Here is a 23,306-nt window from a genome sequence, read left to right on the forward strand (position 1 = left end):
CCCAAAAGAGTAATATCCATGAAGATTCTGAACATTCTTGTCAACCACACCGTAGAACCGTTGCGCAGCCATATTGTCCGTTACTTGCTGGATGCCGGCCACTTTGTCTACTTAATCGGTCTGAGCGACGCTGAGCGAACGCGCTGGACAGGTTCGCAGCACAACCTCTTTTGCTATTCCGACGTTGGCGATCAGCGTATCGACTATGAGCTCTGTCTCGAAGAAAGCGCCTCGGTGAGAGGCCCCATCGTCCGGTTAGCCGTTTTCGCCGATCGACAAAATGTGTTGTTCCAGATTCATGCTGAAGAAGACGGGAATATCAGGGCGTTAGCTGAGCGTGAGCTGCCGTGGCGGGAAGCCCGCCGAGCGTTGTCGCAGACGGTGTTGGGCGAGTTGTTCATCGATGGCGTGGTCATGCTCAGCCGTGAGGCGAAAGATCTGGATATTGCTCTGCCTGAAGGGCCAAACCGAGTTACGGATTGGCTGGTTGCCCAGCAGAGGGTACAGCAAGAGCAGCGAGCGCTGGAAAACGATGAACCGCGTTATGGCTGCTTCAACCTGAGGGATGAAGTGTCTGCCGTTAACGATGCTGCAGTGGTTCAACGGACCATCGATGGCGTTGCGCAGCCGCAACAGGCTTTGCTGTTGGCTTTCCAGTTGCAGTTTCTGCTCAACGCACGGCGGCCTGGGCTTTATGCGCTGCAATTGCAAGATAGGCAACGCAGCAGCAAAGTATTACGGTTACTCAACGGAACGGAAACATACGCCGAGCTCTCTCCTTGGTTAGTGCGGGTACTGCAGGGGGACCCGGCGAACCCATTCTACGAATCCCATCATGACGGCCGTTTTTTATCTGTGGTTGGTGTAGATGTCATCATGGATGAGGGGGATGTCGACGCGGCAGCGGCCCCGATCAGGATCGTATGGAACAGCACGCGCTGTACGCTCAGTTTGCAATTTTACGGCGAAAACCCCTTTTTCGACGTTGTAGCCGCAAATATCGATGAGTTTATGGCGGCGCTCGCCACATTCATGCGTAATGAAGGGGATATAGATGCGTTGACCGGCGTGTCTGAAAATAGCTACCAACGTTATTATGCGAAAATTAATGCCACGCAATGTGAATATCCGAGACAGACTATCGTCGGGATGTTTGAACAACAGGCAAGGGCGCTTAACGATCACCCTGCAGTGATAACGAAAAATGAAACGCTCAGTTATCGAATGCTGCAGCAACAGGCCAGTCGCCTGGCCGACTATCTGCAACGGCAATATGGGGTAGCGGCAGGCGACAAAATTGCCTTGATGATGCCGCGTGAGGCGGAGTTGGCAGTATGCCTGATGGCCGTGCTTAAGCTGGGATGCGCCTATATTCCGATCGACAAAAATGCGCCCGTAGTGAGGACCTATTCTATTTTGGCCGATGCCCAGCCGGCGTTAATCATCGGTGCGCATGCTCAGTCAGCTGGCAGCCTGCCGCAAGGGCTGAGTTATTTGGATTGGCGTGAATATGCCGCTTCTCCTTTCGCTGGGGCCGACGGTTGCAACGAATTCCCCTCCCAGGCTGAGGCTTCAGCATTGGCCTATATTATTTACACCTCGGGAACGACAGGTAAGCCTAAAGGGGTTGCCGTAGAACATCGCAGCTTTGTGAATATCGCCAGCGATATTTCTCGACGCATGTCTGTGACGCATCAGGATCGTTTTCTGGCGATCACGACGTTGGCATTTGATATTTCAACTCTGGAAATATTTATGCCGCTCATGTTTGGCGCCACGGTGGTATTAACCGACCAGAAGACGTTGTTGGCGAATAATGACTTGCCGCACTTTATCGCGAGTCATTCCGTGAGCCTGATGCAGGGGACGCCTTCTTTTTGGCATCAGGTCGCGCAGCAATATGCCGAGACAACGCTACCCGTTCGGGCATTGTGCGGTGGGGAAGCGGTGCCGCATGCGGTGGCGCGTTGGTTGTCAGAAAACACCGAGCGTGCGTGGAATGTGTATGGGCCAACCGAAACGACGGTTTGGTCTACCGCGGATGAACTGTTGCCTGGGGTTGATAGCGTCACCATTGGGCGCCCGCTGGCGAATACCCAGTGCTTTATCTTGGACGAACGGCGGCGTTTACTTCCTCCCGGCGTGATCGGGGAAATGTATATTTCGGGGTTGGGCGTTGCGCGCGGTTACTACGGCAATGCGCGTCAGACGCAAGCAAGCTTTTTGCCGAACATATGTTCCAGCACGCCGTCAGCCTGGTTCGGTCGCATCATGTACAAGACGGGCGATCGCGTGCGTTGTTTGCCCGACGGCAGATTTGAATACCTCAGCCGATGGGATAACCAGATAAAATTGCGGGGACATCGGATCGAACTGGGTGAAATAGAGTCGGTTTTGCGAACCTACCCCGGGATGCAGCAGGTTGTTGTAAATTTACAGCCGGCCAAGGAAGAACAACAGGCGTTCCTGGTTGCCTATTATCAGGCCAAATCGCCGGTGGCACGCCAGCAACTGCAGGATTATCTGGTGACGCTGCTTCCGGACTACATGCTCCCCAGCGCTTATATGTACCTGCCTGAGATCCCCTTGAATATGAATGGCAAAGTGGATCGTAAAGCCTTGCCGCAGGTACAAGCGCAAGATAAAGCGCATTACGTAGCGCCGGGAAACGAGTTCCAGCGATGCCTGTGCCAGCTATTCCAGGATGTATTGGGGAGCGAAAGCGGACGAATCGGCATTACCGACGACTTTTTTGCTTTGGGAGGCAACAGCCTGTCGGCCATTCGCTTGGTAAATCGCATAAACGGTACGCTTCAGTGCGATCTGAAAGTTAAAGATATTTTCGAAAGAAAAAATGTGGCCAGGTTAACGCCATTGGTGGCCGCCGGGCGCGGCAGTTTTCTTTACCAAGACTACCAGATTGCACAATGTGATGAGACCCATCTGTACCATCCTTTCCCGCTGAATAATGTTCAGCAATCTTATTATCTGGGACGAATGAAAAGTTTCGATCTCAGCGAGGTCTCTACCCATATTTATAATGAATTTGTTTTCGACCATATTGATCACGAAAAATTGGAGCGTGCCTATAATCAACTTATTGCACGCCATCCTGCGTTGCGCACCGTATTTGAAGAGGGAGAACAGCGATTTTTAAGTGCGGCAGCGCATTACAAAATAGGCTACCACCCCCTGAGAAATGAAGACGAGCTATTGGCTTTGCGCGCCGAGTACTCGCACAAGGTTTACAAACCGGATTGTTATCCGCTGTTCGATATTTTCCTGAGCGAGTATCAAGGGAAATACCTTCTGCATGTCAGCTTTGATGCCATTATCATTGACATGACCAGTTTTGAAATATTATTCGGCGAGTGGATTGCGTTATATCACGACGAAAATCTGGCGCTGCCGCCGCTGGATATCAGCTACCGCGATTATCAGCTGCAGTACGAGCGCCTGCGCGGCAGCGCATTATTTGAGCGGGCGCAGCAATATTGGCTGCAGAAAATCGATGATTATACGCTGGAGGTCGGATTGCCGCTGGCCGCGCATCCCGCCAGGATCGATAAGCCGAGCTTCCGGCGTTTGTCTGCGACGATACCCATGTCGAGTTGGCAAAAGATCGTCGACAAATGCCAGCGCTTCAATATTAGTCCGACCGCTCTGATCCTTGAGCTCTACAGCAGAACGTTATGTTATTGGTCTGGTCAAGAGAGCCTTTGCCTTAATTTAACGCTGTTCAACCGTTTGCCGTTACATTCTCAGGTCGAGCAAATTATTGGCGATTTTACCGTTTTAAGCCTGTTCAATTACCAACGTCAAAATGGCGTTGCGATGAGCGAACAGCTATCGGCTATCCACCGCACCTTGCTTAATGACGTCGATAATAATTTATTTGACGGCATTGACGTACAGCGTTTGTTGAAACAGCGGCGGAATCTGCCCGCCAATACGGTTATCGCGCCGGTGGTGCTGACCAGCGTGCTTGGCATGAACAATAAAGCGAGCATGTTTGAATTGCCGCTTAATGAAGGATATCGCGGCGTTCAATACGCAATCTCCCAAACGTCTCAGGTGTGGCTCGACCATAAAGCCTACGAAAACGATGAAGGGTTCGTTGCCGAGTGGGATTATGTCGAACAATTGTTTGATGAGAAAACCATCAAGGCCATGCACGAAGGCTATTGTTCTCTGATTCGATGGGTGGCAGAACACGATTGGGAAACCATGTCATTCCCGCAGCCTGAACTGCCGGCGGAACATGCGGAAGCGGTCATGCGCTGGAATGCCACGCAAAGTACGGTGTCGGAGCAAACGCTGCACGGGTTGTTCCTTTCCAGTCTGGAAACGCCGCAAACGGCCGAGCGCATTGCGGTGATCGAAACCGAAGGCGAACGCCACTTTACCTACGCCAGGCTGGAACAGGACAGCAACACGCTGGGGCGTGCGCTATTGCGGCATACCAAGGGCGAAAAGGGACGTATTACCGCTATTCTGCTGGAGAAAGGGTATGCGCAGGCCGTCTCAACCCTTGGGATCATGAGAAGCGGCGGCGCTTATCTGCCGTTGCACATCGAATGGCCATGGGAGCGCATACGCGACATTCTGCAGCAAGCCCGGTGCGATATCTTGCTGCTCTCTGCTCAGCAGCGTCATGACCTGGCACATGAGCTGTCGGCGTTGCCTTCGGATATCACGATTTTGGTGTTCGACGAGATAGTGGCGCCGGCGCAGGAACGTGCGTCGACGGAGGTTGCCTGGCCGATCGTCAGGGCTGACGATCTGGCCTACATTATTTTTACCTCTGGCTCTACCGGTAAACCGAAAGGGGTAGCGATCGATCACCAGGGGGCGGTCAATACCATCCTGGCTGTTAACCAACGTTGGTCGGTCGGTCGGGAAGACCGGATACTGGCGCTGTCCGAGTTGAGCTTTGATCTGTCCGTTTACGATCTGTTTGGCTTGTTGGCCGTGGGGGGCGGTGTGGTGATCCCTTCCCAGCGTGAGACCAAAGCGCCGCAAGCTTGGGTGGCCGCGCTGCGCCGACATAACGTGACCCTCTGGAACTCGGTGCCGCAATTAGCGGGCCTGCTGGTTGACGAAGTCGAACCTGCGACGCAGGCGCTAACCCGGTTACGGCTGTTCCTGTTGAGCGGCGATTGGTTGCCGCTCAATTTGCCTCATCGCCTGAAAACCCAATCGCCAGACAGCAAGATGGTGAGCCTGGGGGGCGCGACGGAGGGCAGCATCTGGTCCATTTGGCATGAAATCGATCGGGTAGACGCGAGGTGGAAAAGCATTCCTTATGGCGTCGCCATGCCGAATCAACAGATGTGGGTGCTGGATGAGTGGGGGAGTGCTTGTCCTTTCGGCGTAACCGGAGAAATACATATCGGTGGGCTCGGCGTTGCTCAGGGATATTGGCAGGCTGAAACGCTGACTCGAGAACGCTTCATTTATCATCCAACCTATGGACGCCTGTACAAAACCGGCGATCTGGGCCGCTGGTCGGCGGAAGGCTATATCGAGTTCCTCGGCCGAAGAGATGCTCAGGTCAAGCTTAACGGTTATCGCGTGGAGCTGGAGGATATCGAGAATAACTTGAGCCAATTACCTGGGATCCGGCAGACGGTCGTGCGGCTCAGCGAGGGTGACCTCATGGCTTACGTTGTTCCCGAGGCGCAACAGCCGGTGCCGCTCTATTTTGCTAACCGCGACGCATTCGTGCTTTCGCTGCCGGCGTTACGTCAAGATCTGCAACCTTCGCGAGCGATACCCTATCCGCTGGATGAAGCGGTTTACCGTGCCCGCAAGAGCACTCGCCAGTTTACCGCGGAGGCGTTATCCGCCGAAACCATCAGCAGTCTGTACGAAGCGCTGCCGGGGTGGTTGACGCAACAGATGGCGCAAGAGGGAAGCGCGCTGCCGCCTGCGTCTTTGGCCGGGCTGTTGGCCGTATGCGCCGCTTTCCGTTCGCCGCAGCGCGCGTTGCCAAAATATCGCTATCCTTCGGCCAGCAGCCTCTATGCGGTGCAAGTGTATCTCGGGCTCCCGGCGGCGATGGGAGAATATGCCGCGGGTTATTACTACTACCATCCGCTGGAACAGCATTTGTACCAGGCAGAAGCGTCGGGAGAACACACCGGGCCTTATCTGGACTTGGTGGTTCGGTGGGAAACCATCACCGCGTTATATGCCGAGCGCGCATTCGCTTTGGCGCAGATAGAAGTCGGCCACATGTTGGCCTTGCTGACTGAGCATCTCCAGTCTTTGGGCGTCGCTTATTACGTCAAGCCTGCTGACGCCGTTTCACCTGACGAGGGGGCATTAGCGTGTCGGATCCACCTCGGCGTTTGCGCCGTCACTTCACCACCGCAAGTCAGCGTCGATTTCAGCGTGATGGAAAACGAGGGGGGAACCTATGTCGCTCGCGCGTCAGGGCGACACTATTGCCTCGGTGAGACCTCCGTGCTGACCGAATCATCAGACGTGTACGGGGTGTTGCAGTCGTCTCAGGTGTTGTTGCAGGCCCATGGCGCTAAGAACGCGTGCCATTATCAGGCCAGTGGCTGGATGATGCAGCGATTTGGCGCGCTCGCCGCCCAGCGGCGAATTGGCGGCTGCATTCTTGGCGTCACGCCGGCCGAGGACACGTTGTGCAGCATGGCGATAGGGTATGCGCGGGCCGAGGATGAGCCGGTCTTTGACGTTCCTGCGCTCACTGTCTCGATGACCCAGGCGATCAGACGGCATTTGGCGCGTCGTTTGCCGGACTATATGTTGCCGCAGCACGTTACTTTGATCCCGGAAATCCCCTTGTCTAACAACGGTAAGGTCGATACATCACGCTTGCCGAAAGTCGTCAAGCACAGCGAATGTCTGGCTCCGCGCAGCGATGATGAGATACGGATGCGCCGACTTTGGGCGGAGCTTCTGGACAAGCGTGAAGAGCGAATCGGTTGTGACCAAAGCTTCTTCACTCAAGGGGGGAATTCGCTTCTGGCTATGCGACTGGTACGCAAGATCAACCTCGCGACGGGAACCGAGATGCGTCTGGAAGACCTCTACAACAACAATACGATTCAGGAAATGGCGGCGTGGGTCGCCGGGCAACCTTGTGGCAACGGCAGAGAAGAAGGGGCGCTGTAATGATGTTGACGGATTTATTGAACAACCTGAAAAAAAATAACATTTTATTGTGGGCTAAAGCGGACGATCGGTTGGGTTTTTCTGTCGACAAGGATATCGGCTTTGATGCCGATCTGAAGGCTGAAGTGGCGGCACGCAAAGACGAATTGTTGGCGCTGTTACAGGACAATGGCGTGACCAGCGAACAATTCGCGAAGGAAACGTCTTTTCTGAGGCTACCGCCAAGTAGCTGGCCACTTGCGCTGGACTCAATTCAGCAAGGCATGTATCTGCAAAGCGACATCGACGGCTTGCCGTATACCTATACGGTACCGTTGTTCATTGGATTGCCGCAGGTGGATATCGCGCGGTTGCGAAACGCGCTGCAAACCTTTTTACGGCATCAGCCCCTGTTGCGTCAGTCGATTGATAGCGATATGAAGCGCGTTTTTCTGGCGCCTGAGCAGTTTGCACTGGAAGTAGAAAGGATTTCCTGGTCCGAGCTGGAAAGTAAGAAACGGGCGTTGGCACAACAAACCTTCCCTATGCCGGAAGGGCAGTTTGCGCGCTTTGTGCTGCTGGTGCGGGCTGAGACGCAAGAGGCCGTTTTGGCGTGCGTTCACCATCATATGCTGTCTGATGCCCCTTCCGTCCAGCATTTTGCTCATCAACTGTTGAGTGCGTACGCCACACCGTCTGTATCGGCGCAGCCTGAAGCGGGGTACCTAGATTACTCCGCATATCAACAGTGGCGGGTGCGGCAAGATGATGTTCAGGCGTTCAGAACATCGTTGGCCGCCCGTTTGAATCAGGCGGAACCGCCGGCATTGCGACAGCGCCATCTCTCTGGCGTGGAGAATCGTGCCTTTGCCGTGCAGGCAGGATTGACGTCGGAGGTTGTCGAGCGTTTGACGCAGGCATGCGGCGAACGGGGACTGACGCTCTATTCTCTGTTGTTTACGACGTTCGCCCATGTATTACGGACCTTTAGCGGCCAGGACAGCGATTTCCCTATTGGACTGACAGTGATGAATCGCCCCGAGGCGTTCAGCCGCGCCATTGGGCCGTTTATCAGCACCCTGCCGGTCATCGCCGCATTGCGCGCAGACCAAAGCGTGTTGAGCAATGTCAAAAGCATTCAGCACGATATTTTGCAGTTGCAGGAACATCCGTGGGTGAACATTGGGCACTTGGCGCCGGAGATCGACGGTGGCGCGGTGCGCATCAATGAACTGGTTCAGCTGCTATTTACCTTCCATAACTTTGAAAACGGCGATATCGCCGTCCCCGGCGTGGAATATCGTCTGGAGCCTTATCCCGATCTGGCGGAAAAGTTTGGCATGTCCTTATTTGCCGCTCAACGAGACGGTCAAATCGATTTCACGTTAACCGCGGCGGAGAATCGTTACGAAGAGGACTACGTTCGCAATATTCTCGAGGCGTTAGTTTATGCGCTGGGCCAGTTTGATCGGCAATCCTGGGAGACGCCGCTCGAACAAATCGATTTAATCACGCCAGCCCAGCGTCGGCAGGTGCTGTCTGAATGGAATGACACGCGCTGCGATTATTCAGAAGATGAGCATATCGCGTCTTTATTGGAAGCGCAGGTAGCGCTGACGCCGGACAATATCGCCTGTGCGGATCGGCATCGGCAATTGACGTATCGCCAGTTGAATCTACAAGCCAATCAGTTGGCGGCCGCCTTATCGTCACGTGGGGTGGGGCATGGCGCCTGCGTTGCGCTGTGTCTGGATCGCAGCGTCGAGCTATTGGTCGGTATTTGGGCGATCCTGAAATTGGGGGCCGCCTATTTGCCTGTCGACCCGGCATTCCCCGACGATCGTCTCGATTACATTCTACAGGATAGCCGGGCCGACGTAATTATCTGCCATCAGGCCTACCGACACCGGGTGGCGGCGCCAGGGCGGCGGCTGGTGGTGTTGGATGATGAATCGCTGCGCCACGAGCTTGAGTTGTTGAGCGATGAAAACATGGCGCGTCAGATATCACCGAACGATCTGGCCTATGTCATCTATACCTCCGGGACCACAGGGCAGCCCAAGGGCGTGATGTGCACGCACCGCGGTTTGATCAACCGTATCCAATGGATGAATAAATCCTATCCGCTGACGGCAGCCGATCGGGTGTTACAAAAAACGCCGTACATTTTTGACGTCTCCGTATGGGAACTGATTTGGGCCTCTCTTTACGGCGCCAACATCGTTTTTGCCGATCCGGATGGCCACAAGGACGCGGATTATCTGATTGAGCTGATCGAGCGCGAAACCATCACCGTACTGCATTTTGTGCCATCCATGCTGGCGGCTTTTACCGAGACATTACAGGGCATTCAACGCGATCGAAACGTCAGCTTGCCGAGCTTGCGCTACGTGTTCTGCAGCGGTGAAGAGCTCAAACTGACCCAGGTCAAAGGGATTAAGCAGTGTTTGCCTCATATCGCCCTGCACAATCTTTATGGGCCAACCGAAGCCTCCATCGATGTGCTGTATTTCGACTGTAACGATCCGGATATAGATAATGTCCTGATCGGGCGGCCGATTGATAACATGAAAGTGTTGGTCCTGGACAAAGGGCAGCGGCTTTTGCCGCCCGGTGCGGTGGGTGAACTCTACCTTTCCGGCGTCGGACTGGCGCGCGGCTATCTGAATAAAGCGGCGCTGACGGCGGAGAAATTCATCGTCAATCCGTATTGCACCGAATGGGATGAGCGGGCGGATGACTATGCCTGTTTGTATAAAACCGGTGATTTGGTGTATCAGCGGAATGATGGGCAAATCGTTTATGTTGGCCGCAATGATTTTCAGGTGAAAATACGCGGATATCGCATTGAGTTGGGTGAAATCGCCCAGCGTCTCGAAGCGTTTGACTTGGTGCGCCAGGCGGTGGCGCTGGTTTATCAACAGCCCCATCCCCGCCTCGTGGCCTATTACACGGCGCAGGCACCGTTGCCGGAGGCGACGCTACAACACTTTCTTGCCGCCGCCTTGCCCGAGTACATGGTGCCGGAGACCTTTATCTGGTTGAAAGAATGGCCCGTCACGGTGAATGGCAAACTGGATCGGCGTGCGCTTCCTGAACCGTCTCTGCCGGTCGTACAGGAACGTGTCGCACCGCAGTCGGAGAGGGAAGCGCAGATCGCCGCCATTGTTGCGGAAATGATGGGGATCGATGAAGCGCATTTCAGCTGTGAGGCTAACCTGTATCAGTTGGGGCTGGACAGCATCATGGCGATCAAGCTGGTGAGCAAATTGCGCCAGGCGATGGGCGTATCGATCCGGGTGAAAGACGTGTTCGCCAGCAAAACCGTGCATGCACTCCATTTACGTCTCGCTCAGCATCAGCAGCAGGTGATGATTGAAGGCAAACGGGAGCAGGGCGTATTGGTTGGCGAGTTGCCGCTGCTGCCTGTCCAACGCTGGTTCTTTGACTGCGCATTCCCTTATCCGAATTATTGGAACCAGGCGTTTCTGCTGGATGTGCCGGCGCTGGACGTCGAACGCCTGCGCGAAGCGCTGCACGCATTGATTCAACATCACGATGCGCTACGCCTGACGTTTACGTCTGAGGATTCGTCGCATTGGCGCCAAGGCTATCAACCGATGCCGGACGCCATCGAACTGCGGTGTCATCATGTCGAACGCTCGGCACCGCAATGGCAAGAGGCCCTGTCCGCCGTGCTGACCGAATGGCAAAGCGATATCGATCTGGCCGACGGGCCGCTTTATCGTTTTGGTTATGTCACGGGGTTCGACGAGGGGCGAGCCCGTATTTTCTGCGCTTGCCACCATTTGGTGCTCGATAGCGTCAGCTGGGGCATTCTGGCCCGCGATCTGGCGAACGCCTACCACGGTGAAAGCCTTGGAGATAAGGGAACGAGTTATCGTCAGTGGACTGAGCACTTCGAGCAATATTGTGCCAATCACGCGGAAGAGGCGTCTTACTGGCGGGCCAGGATGGCGGACTACCGCCCCGTTGCGTTGCCGGCTGCGCGCGGCGCTACGATGGTATGCAGCCGCCTCGCGTTATCAATAAAAGTGACGCAGGCGCTGCAAACCGAGGGTTTACGTGCCTTCAATGCGAAAGTCGACGAATGTTTGCTGGCGTGTGCAGACGGCATGCTCGCTCACTGGTTTAACGGAGAGCTGACCCATGTCACCGTTGAAGGGCACGGACGCGAAGAGATTGATGCCACTCTGGACGTTCATCGTTGCGTCGGGTGGTTCACGTCACTTTATCCCTGTGCGCTCTCATCCTCTCCCGATCCGGCAATGCGTTTGCAGGCGGCCAAAGCGCAACTGCGCGGCGTGCCTCATCAAGGCGTAGGATTTGGCGCGTTTGCCCGTGAGCTAGGGTTGCCGCTGCCCAATGTTTGTTTCAACTACCTGGGACAGCTGACTTCGCCGGATGAAAAGGATTGGGCGCTGGTCATGTCGCCGGTCGGTGAGACGCGCCATCCTGACAACGGCTTGCCTTTCGGTATTACGCTCTTTAGCTACATAGAGCAAGGTCGGTTGCAGCTCGAAGTCGTCAGCGGTCTGTCCGGTGAGCAAAATCAACAGTTGCTGGAGGCCTGGGAGGCGGCTATAGACACGCTGATAGCGTGCTGTGAACGGCAGGGAAGAACCCAATACGGCCTTGGCGATTTCATCAATGTTGCGGATGAACGCGACTTACAGCATTTACCTCTGCAGGGCGGTGCCGAAAACGGCGACTGCTTTGCCATGACCGAGATTCAGAAAGCCTATCTGGTTGGGCGCTTTGAAAACTATGAGATCGGCAACGTCGCCAACCACATCTACAATGAGTTCGTGTATCCGCGCCTTGATGACGAACGTCTGGAGCTGGCGATTAACCGATTGATCGCCCTCTGTCCGGTGCTGCGCACCGTGTATGACGCGGAAAGCATGACTCAGCGCTTCATTTCGGTGTCGCAGGCCGGCCATTATGCCTTGGCGGTGAATGACCTGCGCCTCGACGATGAGGCTACCGCGCTGGCGCGCGTGCGCAAGCGTCTGTCCCATCAGGTCTATCAGGTCGACCGTTTCCCGTTGTTCACTTTTGAAATCAGCCGGCTGCGCGATCGCGACGTGCTGCATATCAGTCTCGATCTGATTTTGCTGGATGTGCAAAGCCGTCTGGCGCTGTATCAACTGCTTAATGCGCTGTATCGGGGAAATGTCTTGCCGCCGCTGGCAACCGTGAACTTCAAAGACTACCAGGAGCATCTGGCCCATCTGAAGGCCTCCCGTTGGTATCAACGAGATTGCGCTTATTGGCAGGACAAGCTGGCCGATATGCCGCTGCGGCCAAACTTACCGCTCAAGGTACCGTCGGCCACGGTTGAACACCCGCGCTTTGCAGAGCATACGCTATATATAGACAAACAAATTTGGCAGGATTTCAAACGGCAAGCGCAGCATTATCAGGTCTCATACTCGTCGGTATTGCTGAGCCTCTATGGCTACCTCATCGCGCGATATTCCGGCAACAGCGAGTTTCTCATTACCATGACGCTGTTCAATCGCTACGCGGTTTGCGAGGAGGTAAACGACATTTTAGGTGATTTTACCTCGACCAACCTGTTCCACTTTCGCGATGCCGGCGAGGATCTGTTCACCACCATCGAGACGACGCATAAGCGCATGTGGGACGACATTCAGCATGCGTTGTACAGTGGGTTGGATGTGCAGCGCGATCTGGTGAAACTGCACGGCCTGGATCGCCATTCGGCGGTGTCGCCGTTGGTCTTCACTGGCGTCGTAGGGCAACAAACCGGCGATTGGGATAAACAGGCGTATCTGGAAGACAGCGAGGTGCGCGAGCAGCGATATTGGTGTGCGCAAACCTCTCAGGCTTGGATCGACCTGCAGGCTATTGAAGTCGATGGCCGCTTTATGAGCAAGTGGCTTTATGTCGAACAGCTGTTTGATGAAGAAACCATTGCGCATCTGAATCGCGCCTATTGCCGTCTGATCTCGCGATTAGCGCAGCAGCCTTGGGAAACGCCGGTGGGATGCGAAAACTATTTGCCTGAAGCGCAAAGAGAAATGATGCAGCGGGCAAATGCCGTCACTCAGCCTCTCAGTGAAGAAACCCTGTTCAGCGCGTTCGATCTGTTGGCGACGCAAGCACGGCATCGAGAAACGATCGCGGTGTATGACGGGGAAGCGGCGATCGGCATGACCTATGGCCAATTGAAACAAGACAGCGATGCTTTGGCGCAGCAGGGGATGGGCTCATCTGCGCCGCTGATTGCCGTATTGGCGGAAAAAAGCTACGCCCAGGTCTGTGCCTGTCTGGCGATCATGAAGGCCGGCAAGGGCTATCTACCGTTGCATGTGGAGTGGCCGGCGGGGCGCATCGCCGATATTTTACAACAGGCCGGTGTAGAACAGCTCTGGCTGACCCGGGCACAGTCGGCGCGTGCGGATATCCGGACACTGAGCGAAGCGGGTTATCAACTGCTGGTCATCGAGGATATGCTGGATGAGGCGACCGCTTTGCCACCGTGTTTCGGCTTGCCGCACGTCAGCGCCGCCGATGTGGCCTATGTCATTTTCACTTCCGGTTCCACCGGGCGGCCAAAAGGGGTCACCATCGATCACCGTGGCGCAGTGAATACGCTGCAAGCGGTAAATCGACGCCTCTCGCTGACCGCTGAAGATGCCCTGTTCGCGCTGTCTGAATTGAGCTTCGATCTCTCCGTCTATGACATCTTCGGCGCGCTTAGCGTCGGTGCGGAGATCGTCTTACCGGCTCAAGAGAGCGTAAAAGATCCGGAGCGGTGGTTGCCGCTGCTTGCTGAGCGTGAAGTCACCGTCTGGAACAGCGTTCCACAGCTTGCCGGGCTGCTGGCCGATGCCGTGGCACGGCAGGGATGCTCACTGCCAAGGCTGCGCGCGTTTTTAATGAGCGGTGATTGGATCCCGCTGAATCTGCCGGAGACGTTGCGCACACTTTGGCCGCACGCTGACTGCATCAGCCTGGGCGGGGCGACTGAGGGCAGCATTTGGTCCGTTTGGTACCCGATAGAGGCGATCGATCCGGCCTGGCGCTCCATCCCTTATGGCACCGCGATGCCTCATCAGGCGCTTTATGTTTTGGATCCGCAGGGACAGATGTGTCCGGTTGGCGTGACCGGTGAGCTCTATCTTGGCGGGATGGGGGTGGCATTAAATTATTGGCGAAATCCACAGCTCACGGCGGAGCGTTTCATTTCGCACCCTCGTCACGGACGCCTCTACAAGACGGGCGATTTAGGGCGCTGGCATGCGGCAGGTTATGTCGAATTCCTGGGGCGCAACGACTTCCAGGTCAAGCTGCGCGGGCATCGCATTGAGCTCGGGGAGATTGAAAGCCGGCTTCTGCAATGCGGCGGGATCCACCAGGCCGTGGCACTGGTGATGGCGCAGCCGGCACCGATGCTGGTGGCTTATTACGTCGGCGAAGCGAACGCTGACGAGAAAATGCTCCGTTCGCGACTGGCTGAACAATTGCCGGAGTATATGGTACCGGCGTATCTTATCGCTTTGGATGCCTTGCCGCTGACGGCGAATGGCAAACTGGATCGCAACGCCTTGCCGCTACCCGCAGCCGAAGAGCAGGCGACTTATTGCCCGCCGCGTGACGACCGTGAACATCAACTGTGTCGGCTGTGGGGCGAGATCCTGCACGTGCCGGCGGATGAACTCAGTACCCAGGCGGATTTGTTCCAGTTGGGCATCGACAGTATCGCCAGTATCCAAATGGCGGGGCGGTTAAGGCGCGAATTGCAGCTGGATGTCACGCTGAAAGAGTTGCTGACGTGTCGCACCATCGCATCGTTCTACGACACTCTGCTCGGCCGTCAAACCGTTGGCGGCATCCAGACCGTGCAGCGCGAAACAGGGGCCTTGAGCGGCGCAGTTCCGCTGCTGCCCATCCAGCAATGGTTCCTGGCACATGATCTGCCGCATCCGCAGCAGTGGAACCAGTACGGGCTGTTGGTGGCGCCTGGCATGACAATGGCCCGTCTGCAATGCCTGTTGCCGCGCCTCGTGGCGCAGCACGACGCGTTCAATCTGCGCTTCGAAAAAGATACCCAGGGAGAATGGCGTCAATGCTACCAGCCGCAGGCTGCGCTGCCGCCATGCCACGCTTTGGACATTCGCGCATTGTCGCTGCCGGAAGACCACCCGGATTTTGACGCCGCGCTGTTGCAGCGTTTTGCCGACTGGCAGCAGGCGTTCGATCTGCAGAGCGGGCCTTTGGCCGCGTTCGCCGTTCTTGAAGGGTACGCGGACGGCAAGGCCAGGGTGTTCGTCGCTTGCCATCACCTGATTGTCGATGCGGTCAGTCTGCAGGTGATCGTCGACGATTTACGACGCCTGAGCCAAGAGGAAACGCTGCCGGAGAAGGCCAGCAGCTATCGCCAATGGGTGAACCATCTGCGGCAACGTGCGCAAATTACCTCTCATGAACGTGAAGAGTGGCTGGGGCAATTGCCGGGCAGCGAAGTTCATGCGTTGCAAGCGCTGGGCGGAACCGCGACGACGCGTCATGCCCTTGCGTGGGGGGAAGGGCCATCCTGTCGCTTGATGCAGCACCTCGCCATGTTCGGCATGCAGCCGCAGGACATGGTGGCCTGGGCGGTTGGCCGCGTTTTGCATGATTTGACCGGACAAACCGCCTTTAGCCTATGGTTTGAGGGGCACGGTCGGCAAGCGGATGAGCGAACGCTGGATATCTCCAGGACGATGGGCTGGTTCACCAGTCGTTATCCCGTGCGTTTTAGCTATCAACGCGATGCCAGGGAGCATTTGCTCGCGGTGAAAAATAATCTGAGACGTTGGTCGCAGCGGGCGGAAAACTTCGGTGTCCTGTGTGGTTTGCCCGTGGTGAGAGAGGACGGCATCAGCATCAACTACCTGGGCAAGATGGAGGCGGCGGGAGACTGGGCGCTGGATCACCACTTTGTGGGGCTGCATCGCCATGCCTCCCAGGAAGGGACGCATCTGATCGATATCGTCGTGTTGAACGTTGGCGATCGTCTTGAATTGCGGGTCGAAAGCCGGCTGCGGGAGCATGACGCGGCCTGGTTGACGCAGCGGCTTATTCGAGAGTTGGAAGATGGCCTGGTATCAATGAATTGGCCATCCTGGCGTTGGTTAACCGAATCGGATGTCGATTTCGCCCTCCCGCAACCCCATCTGGATCGGCTGCAACATGCGCAGGCGGTTGATGCGGTCTTCATGGCCAATAGTCTGCAGCAAGGGATGTTGCACCATTCGCTGGCCTTTGGCGACGCCGATCGGGTGTATCGCGTGGCTACGCGCTGGGATTATCACTGTGCGATCGAGCCCGAGACGTTCAAGCGGGCGTGGCAATGGGTGCAACAGCAGTTCTCCTGCCTGCGGTTGCGGTTCGATTGGCGCGGTGAAATCGTGCAGGTCGTGGATCATGAAGGGCGCTTCCCTTGGCACGTCCATGACATCAGCCATCTGTCGCCTGAAGAGCGGGAACACGCCTTGCACAGGCTGCAGGAAAGTGAGCAGCAGGCCAGCTTCGATCTCCAACAAAGCGGACTGTACCGTGTCTGCCTGGTCAAACTGGCGGATGATCACTTCGCTTGCCTGTTCTGTGTACATCACGCCATCCTCGATGGTTGGAGCAGTCCGCTGCTGGTGGGGGCGCTGCATGACGCTTACCTGGCGTTTTCTCACGGACGTGAGCCGGCGGACAGACCGGATCTCTTTGCTTCAGTGCAGCACTACATTCAACGGCATCGCGATAGGGACACGGATTTCTGGCGCGACTACCTGAGCTCGGTCGACACCTCGCCGGATCTGAGCGGATGGCGCCGTCCGGATGCGGAGTCATCGGCGTTAGCAGCCATTAAGAGCGTCTCTGCTGCAGGGATTTGCCGCTGTGAACTGAGCGCCGAAGAGCGCCGGTGCGCGCTCGAAGCTGCCCAGCGCCAAGGCATGACCCTGAACGCCTTGCTGCAATACGCCTGGCACAAGGTGCTCGCACTCTACTCCGGTGCTGCCGTGACCGTGGTGGGCACCGTGGTGGCGGGAAGGATGCTGCCGTTGAATGGTATCGAAAACACGCTGGGCATGTTCCTCAATACGCTACCGTTGAAGGTGGAGCATCAAAGCGATGTGCCTCTGATTCAGCAGGCACATCGGTTGCAGCAAGATATTAATGAAGCCAATACCCGATGCCTGGTCGATCTGGCTCATCTGCAGCCTGCGGGCCAGCGCCTGTTTGACTCGTTGTTCATTTATGAAAATTACCCGCAGCCTGATGAAGACCGCCACCGCGAACTGCGTCATCAATTCGTCGGTCGCAATGAGCAGAGGGATTATCCATTGGTCGTCAGCGTGGAGGAGGAGCCGGACGTTCTGCTGATTAAGCTGGAATATGCGGCAGAGTACTTTGATGCGGCGATGATGCGGCAAGCGATGGCACTGTTAAAGGACATCGTCGGCCACATGGCGAAAGACGCGAGTACGGAGACGGTGGCGATAGCTCCGGTTTATTGTGAGCCGGAGCAACCCTTGTTGCTTCCTGCGCCGGGGAATGCCGCCACCTTATCGCAAGTGTTGGCGCACTACGCATGCAGCCGGTCAGACGCTCCGGCGCTGAGTGACGGCGAGCGCAGCTGGAGCTACGCCCAGCTTGACGCAGAAGTGACGCAACTCGCCAATCTCATCGCCGGCCGCCTTGAGAAGACGCCGCACGCGCCTATTGCCTTGCGACTGCACAGCAAAGTCTTGACGGTCATGGCCTTGTTGGCGATAGGACGACTGGGCGCAGCTTATGTGCCGCTGGACAAAGACTATCCGCAGGAGCGTATCGATTTCATTCTGCGTGACAGCCAGGCTATCGCCGTATTGACGATGTCTGGGGATGAAGGGGCCGAGTACGGTATTCCGTCTATTCCCTTGTTCGGCACCGCGGGAGAAGCGCTGTGGCGCAAACAGGCCACGATGCCGACGTTCACACCTGCGGCGGAGAAGACCGCCTACATACTTTACACGTCCGGCACGACGGGTAAACCCAAAGGGGTTAGCGTGGGGCATGGGGCGCTGCTCGCCACATTGCGAGGTTTCTGGCAGCAGTACTTCCAGGGCAGGGAAGCGCTGAAAACGTACAGCATGACCAACCCCGTTTTCGACATTTTCGGTCTTGAATACGGTTTGCCGTTATTGAGCGGCGGCTGCGTTACCTTGGGAACTCACCATGTCACTGGGCTGGATTGCCGTAAGTTCGATTTCATCCAGTCAACGCCCAGCATGCTGGAAATTGTCCTACCGGTATTGCAGGGGGACGAGGAATGTTTACTTCTGGTCGGCGGTGAAAAGCTTGAGCCGCATTTGGCGCAGAAGGCCCTGGCTGTTTTCACGGCGCTCGTCAATGTCTACGGTCCGACGGAAACCTGCATTTGGTCAACCGGTAAACATTATCGGCGTGCCGCGACGGATCGCGTTTTAACGATAGGCCGCCCTTTGCCGGGAGAACGTTGTCTGGTGTTGGACCCGGCCGGCAGACCTTTGCCTGTCGGGGCCATCGGCGAGCTCTATATCGGGGGCAGCGGCGTGGCCGAGGGTTATCACAACCAGCCTGAGCTGACCGCCTCACGCTTTGTTTCACTGTCGTTTGCTGAGGGGATATGGTATCGCAGCGGCGATCGCGCGCGCATTTTGCCAAATCGTGAAATAGCATTCCTTGGGCGGCAGGATCAGCAAGTCAAGTTGCACGGCCATCGTATTGAGAAGGGCGAGATTGAGCAGGTTATATTGCAGCACGAGTCGATCTTGCAGGTTACCGTGCAAATATGCCAAGTGGCGGGGGATGGGAACGTCGGTCAGGCGTTGGTTGCCTATTATGTGGCGCAGGGCGAAATTAACGCCGGGCAGTTGAATGAACACGTCGGTCGACAACTGCCGGATTATATGGTGCCTGCCTATTGGATTGCGTTGTCTGCCTTGCCGCTGAACGCTAACGGCAAACTGGATGTGCGTGCGTTGCCGTCGGTTGACGCCGGTGAGGCATCTCCAACGGCGCAGAGCGAAATCGCTACGCCGCTGGTGAAGCAGTTGCAGGTTATCTGGCAAGAATTGCTCGGTTGCGAGGCGGTGGGCGTCAATACCTCGTTCTTTGAACTAGGTGGGAACTCCATCATGTTGACCCGGCTCTATGGCATGTTACCCGACCAGGTTCAGCAAAAAATCGGTCTGATAGATCTCTTCCGTCTGCCGACCATTGCCCGCATTGCCGCGCATATCGAAGGTCGCCAACATGAAGCGGCGCCGGCACCGACGACTGGACCGATCAATGCCCGGGACGATATCGCCATTGTGGGGATGGCGGGCCGTTTCCCAGGCGCGCAAACGCTGGCGGCATTCTGGCAACGGTTATGCGATGGCGAGGCGTTTATTACGCATTACTCGCGCGAGGCGCTGGCGGCATCGGTTGACTCCGCACTGCTGGATCATCCGCATTATGTTCGCGCCCAGGGGATGCTCGACGATATCGATCGCTTTGACGCCGATTTCTTCGGCTGTACGGCTCAGGAAGCGCGTCTGATGGATCCGCAGCAGCGAATTTTCCTGGAATGCGCCTGGCATGCTTTGGAAGATGCGAACTGCGATCCGCAGCGCTTTGCCGGTGATATCGGCGTCTATGCGGCCATCGGCAACAGCAACTACGAAAGAGACGTTGTTCTACCGAACATGCCGCAGGCTGATTTGATCGATCATTACCAGTTGATGATTCATAACCAATCCCACTTCCTGGCGACAAAAACGGCGTACAAGTTGAACTTGACCGGGCCGGCGATGACGATCCAAACGGCTTGTTCATCCTCGCTGGTCGCTGTTCATCAGGCTTGTCGCGCCTTGCAGGCGGGCGACTGTCAGGTCGCATTGGCAGGCGGCATCTCCATTGGTCAATTAGCGCGCGGTGGTTACCTGTACCAGCCAGGGATGATCTTCTCACCTGATGGTCACTGCCGTCCGTTTGATGCGCAAGCGGCGGGAACCATTGAAGGACAAGGGGTAGGTATTGTCGTGCTGAAACCTTTGGCGCAAGCGCTGGCGGACGGTGATGCTGTGTATGCCGTTGTGAAAGGGTCGGCCGTAAATAATGACGGGCGGGATAAAATGGGATTCACTGCGCCAAGCGAGAGCCGTCAACAGGCGGTGATTGCAAAGGCATTGGCCGATGCCGATGTCACGCCGGCGGACATTTCCTATGTCGAAGCGCACGGCACCGGCACGCCATTGGGCGACCCTATTGAAATTGCCGGGTTGAAAGCGGCCTTCGCCGGACAACAGGCGGAACACGCCTGCGCAATCGGCTCGGTGAAAAGTAACCTGGGGCATTTGGATGTCGCGGCAGGCATCGCCGGCTTGATTAAAACGGCGTTGTGCCTGCAGCATCGCACGTTAGTTCCCACGCTACATATGCACCGTGAGAATCCGGCATTAAAACTGGCTGAAGGGCCGTTTTATGTGAATGTTGAAACCCGCAACTGGGAAAGCGCCACAGGGCTCCGCACCGCCGGCGTCAGCGCTTTCGGCATTGGCGGCACCAACGCACACGTTATCCTTCAGCAGGCGCCGAACACGCCGACAACCGCGCCACGGTCCGCTCAGCGCAATATGCTGTGCGTTTCTGCGGCGGATGACGCAGCTCTCGAACGGATGAGTGAGGCTTTGGCCGATCATTTGGCAACGCATCCTGAGCATTCGATGGAGGCGGTTGGCTATGCCCTGATGGCGCAGCGACACCGCTATGCATGCCAACGGTGGGTATCCGGAGATTCACGGGAAGCGGTCGTCGCGCGGTTGCGCGAGAAGGGCGAAACGATGGCCCGACCTGCGTTCGAGGCGCAGGTGGCCTTTATGTTCCCGGGCCAGGGCGCACAATTCGTCGGCATGACACAGGCGTTATATGACGCCGAACCGCAATTCCGAGTGGAGGTCGATCGTTGCCTCGCATTGCTCGAGCCGATGATGGGCGGTGAAATAACGCGGGAAGACGTATTGGCGAACGGGGAGAGCGTACACCACACCGCAATCACTCAAGTGGCGCTGTTTGTGTATGAATATGCGTTGGCGCAGTGGTATCGCTTCCTCGGTGTTGAGCCGACGGTGATGATTGGCCATAGCCTGGGCGAATATGTTGCCGCATGTATCGCCGGCGTATTTTCTCTGGAGGATGCGCTCAAGTTGATGCTCAAACGCGGTGCGCTATTAGCGCACACCGCACCGGGGGCGATGCTGGCTATCAAACAGTCGGCGGAGGGCGTAAGCGAACAGGCTGCCGCGTTGGGCGTCGATATCGCCGTCGTTAATGATTCGGGAAGCTGTGTCATTTCCGGCGCGGCGTCGGCAATCGCCTCTTTGCAGGCGAGCTTGATCGCCCAAGGGGTATCTTGCCATCCGGTTAAGGTTTCGCACGCGTTCCATTCGCGTTTATTGGAGCCTGTGTTGGCAGAGTTTAAGGCCGCGCTGCAAGAAATTGCCTTCAACGAGCCGCAGTTACCGTTTATCTCCAATTTGACCGGCCAGTGGGCAACGGCGGAACAGGTTTGTCAGCCCGAATATTGGGTGCAGCACCTGCGGCATACGGTGCAATATGACGCCGGCCTGCGTACCTTGCTTGAACGCCGTGCCGATGACAACTGGGTATTGCTGGAAGTAGGGCCGCGTCAAATTCTGAGTACGTTGGCGTCGCGCCATCCGGCATTGGGGAATGCGGCCGTTGTCGTTTCTTCACCGCGCAACGCTACGGATGAGCGGCAGGCTGCGCAGATGCTGTGGCGTTCCGTTGGCGTGCTGCATATGTCAGGTGTGGAAATCAACCAGGAGCGTTTCTGGCGGTGTACGGGGCAAGCGTCTTTGCGTCTACCGGCATATCCTTTCGCGCCTCAGCGGCATTGGTTCGGTGTGATGAATTCACCCGCTCATTCGCGGCCGGCCCCGGTTCCGGCGGAGGCAGCCGTGCACCAAGGAGATATGCAACAACGGGTGGCAATGTTGTTCAACGAGGTTCTGGGGTGTGAGTCGGTCGATCCACAGCGCGGGTTCTTCGAACTGGGCGGCGACTCGCTGAGCGCATTGCAACTGATTGGCCGCCTGCAAAAAATGACCGGTATACGTCTTGAGCTTATGGCCATGGAACAGCCGAGCGTCGTGCAAATAGCGCAATCGCTGGAGGCTCATGCGACAGCGAAGCCTCAGGGCGAAAGCGGTTTGGTGAAGCTGCGCGACGGTGAGGATGAGGGGATGATGCCACTTGTGTTGATCCACCCCATCGGCGGCGACATCTATTTCTACCGGGAGTTGGCTCAATGCTTGGGAAGCAGCAGAACGATTTATGCCATACGTTCACCTCTGCTCAATGGCTCGGGCGCCTTCGAGAGCATCGAACAATTGGCGGGAGAGTATCTGGCTTTGCTGAAGCCGCATCTTGAGCGAGGCGAATGTTGCCTGGCCGGTTCTTCGTTCGGCGGTATTATCGCGTTTGAAATGGCGCGGCAGTACCAAGAGGGAAAACATGTGTCTCTGCCGGTAGTGATGATTGATTCCCCAGGACAGGGAAATCTGCCTGCGGCCATGACGGATGAACAGATTTTGGACTACCTGCTTTCATTTGGCCTGGTGTCACTGGACATTGATTGGGATGCCTGGAAGGCGATGACCCAAATGGCGGATAAAATCCATTATTTATCTGAGATCACCAAAGGAACTGCGGCCGAAACGCTCTTTTCCTCGGCGTTCTTACCTCGTTACTTGAGCACCTGGCAACGGCATAACGTGATGATGCAGCGTTACCACCCGCATGCGTTGATGAGTGATGTGCTGTTTTTCTCTCACCGTGAGGTGATTGCAGATTTTCCTGAAAATCAAAGCAAGTTCTGGCATCCCTGGGTGTTGGGCCACTTCGAGGTGCAGGTAATTCCGGGGAACCACCTGACGATGAACGCGGGAGAAGGCGCGGCAATGATGGCGGAAAAAATGACTTCGTGGTTAGGGCATTGGACGCTGGCTTGATGGCGCAGCGTGTTCGCTATACCTGAGGGGAAATCAGCGGGATAAACTAGCCCGCTGATCCCGCTACGGTATTGATTTTGATTACGCCGCTCCCGTTCTCCGCGGTGGCGG

Annotated in this window: 2 protein-coding genes; both read left to right on the top strand. The window is 56.4% G+C overall.

The annotated features are described in order from the left end of the window. Positions 1-18 precede the first annotated feature (18 nt). Positions 19-7,149, top strand: coding sequence for an amino acid adenylation domain-containing protein (locus WA302_RS12250; RefSeq protein ID WP_336064016.1), 7,131 nt, complete (start codon positions 19-21; stop codon positions 7,147-7,149). Continuing rightward, entirely contained in the window at positions 7,149-23,195 is a 16,047-nt protein-coding gene (locus tag WA302_RS12255) for a non-ribosomal peptide synthetase/type I polyketide synthase (protein WP_336064018.1), read from the top strand. Before WA302_RS12250 ends, WA302_RS12255 begins: the two co-directional genes overlap by 1 nt. Positions 23,196-23,306 lie beyond the last annotated feature (111 nt).

The sequence above is a fragment of the Serratia sp. 201 genome (assembly GCF_037027545.1).
In the GTDB taxonomy this organism is placed as follows: Bacteria; Pseudomonadota; Gammaproteobacteria; order Enterobacterales; family Enterobacteriaceae; genus Serratia; species Serratia bockelmannii.

What these genes read in the sequence shown, in the direction of transcription:
- WA302_RS12250 (WP_336064016.1), top strand. Translation starts at nt 19, where the DNA reads ATGAAGATTCTGAACATTCTTGTCAACCACACCGTAGAACCGTTGCGC.
- WA302_RS12255 (WP_336064018.1), top strand. Translation starts at nt 7,149, where the DNA reads ATGATGTTGACGGATTTATTGAACAACCTGAAAAAAAATAACATTTTA.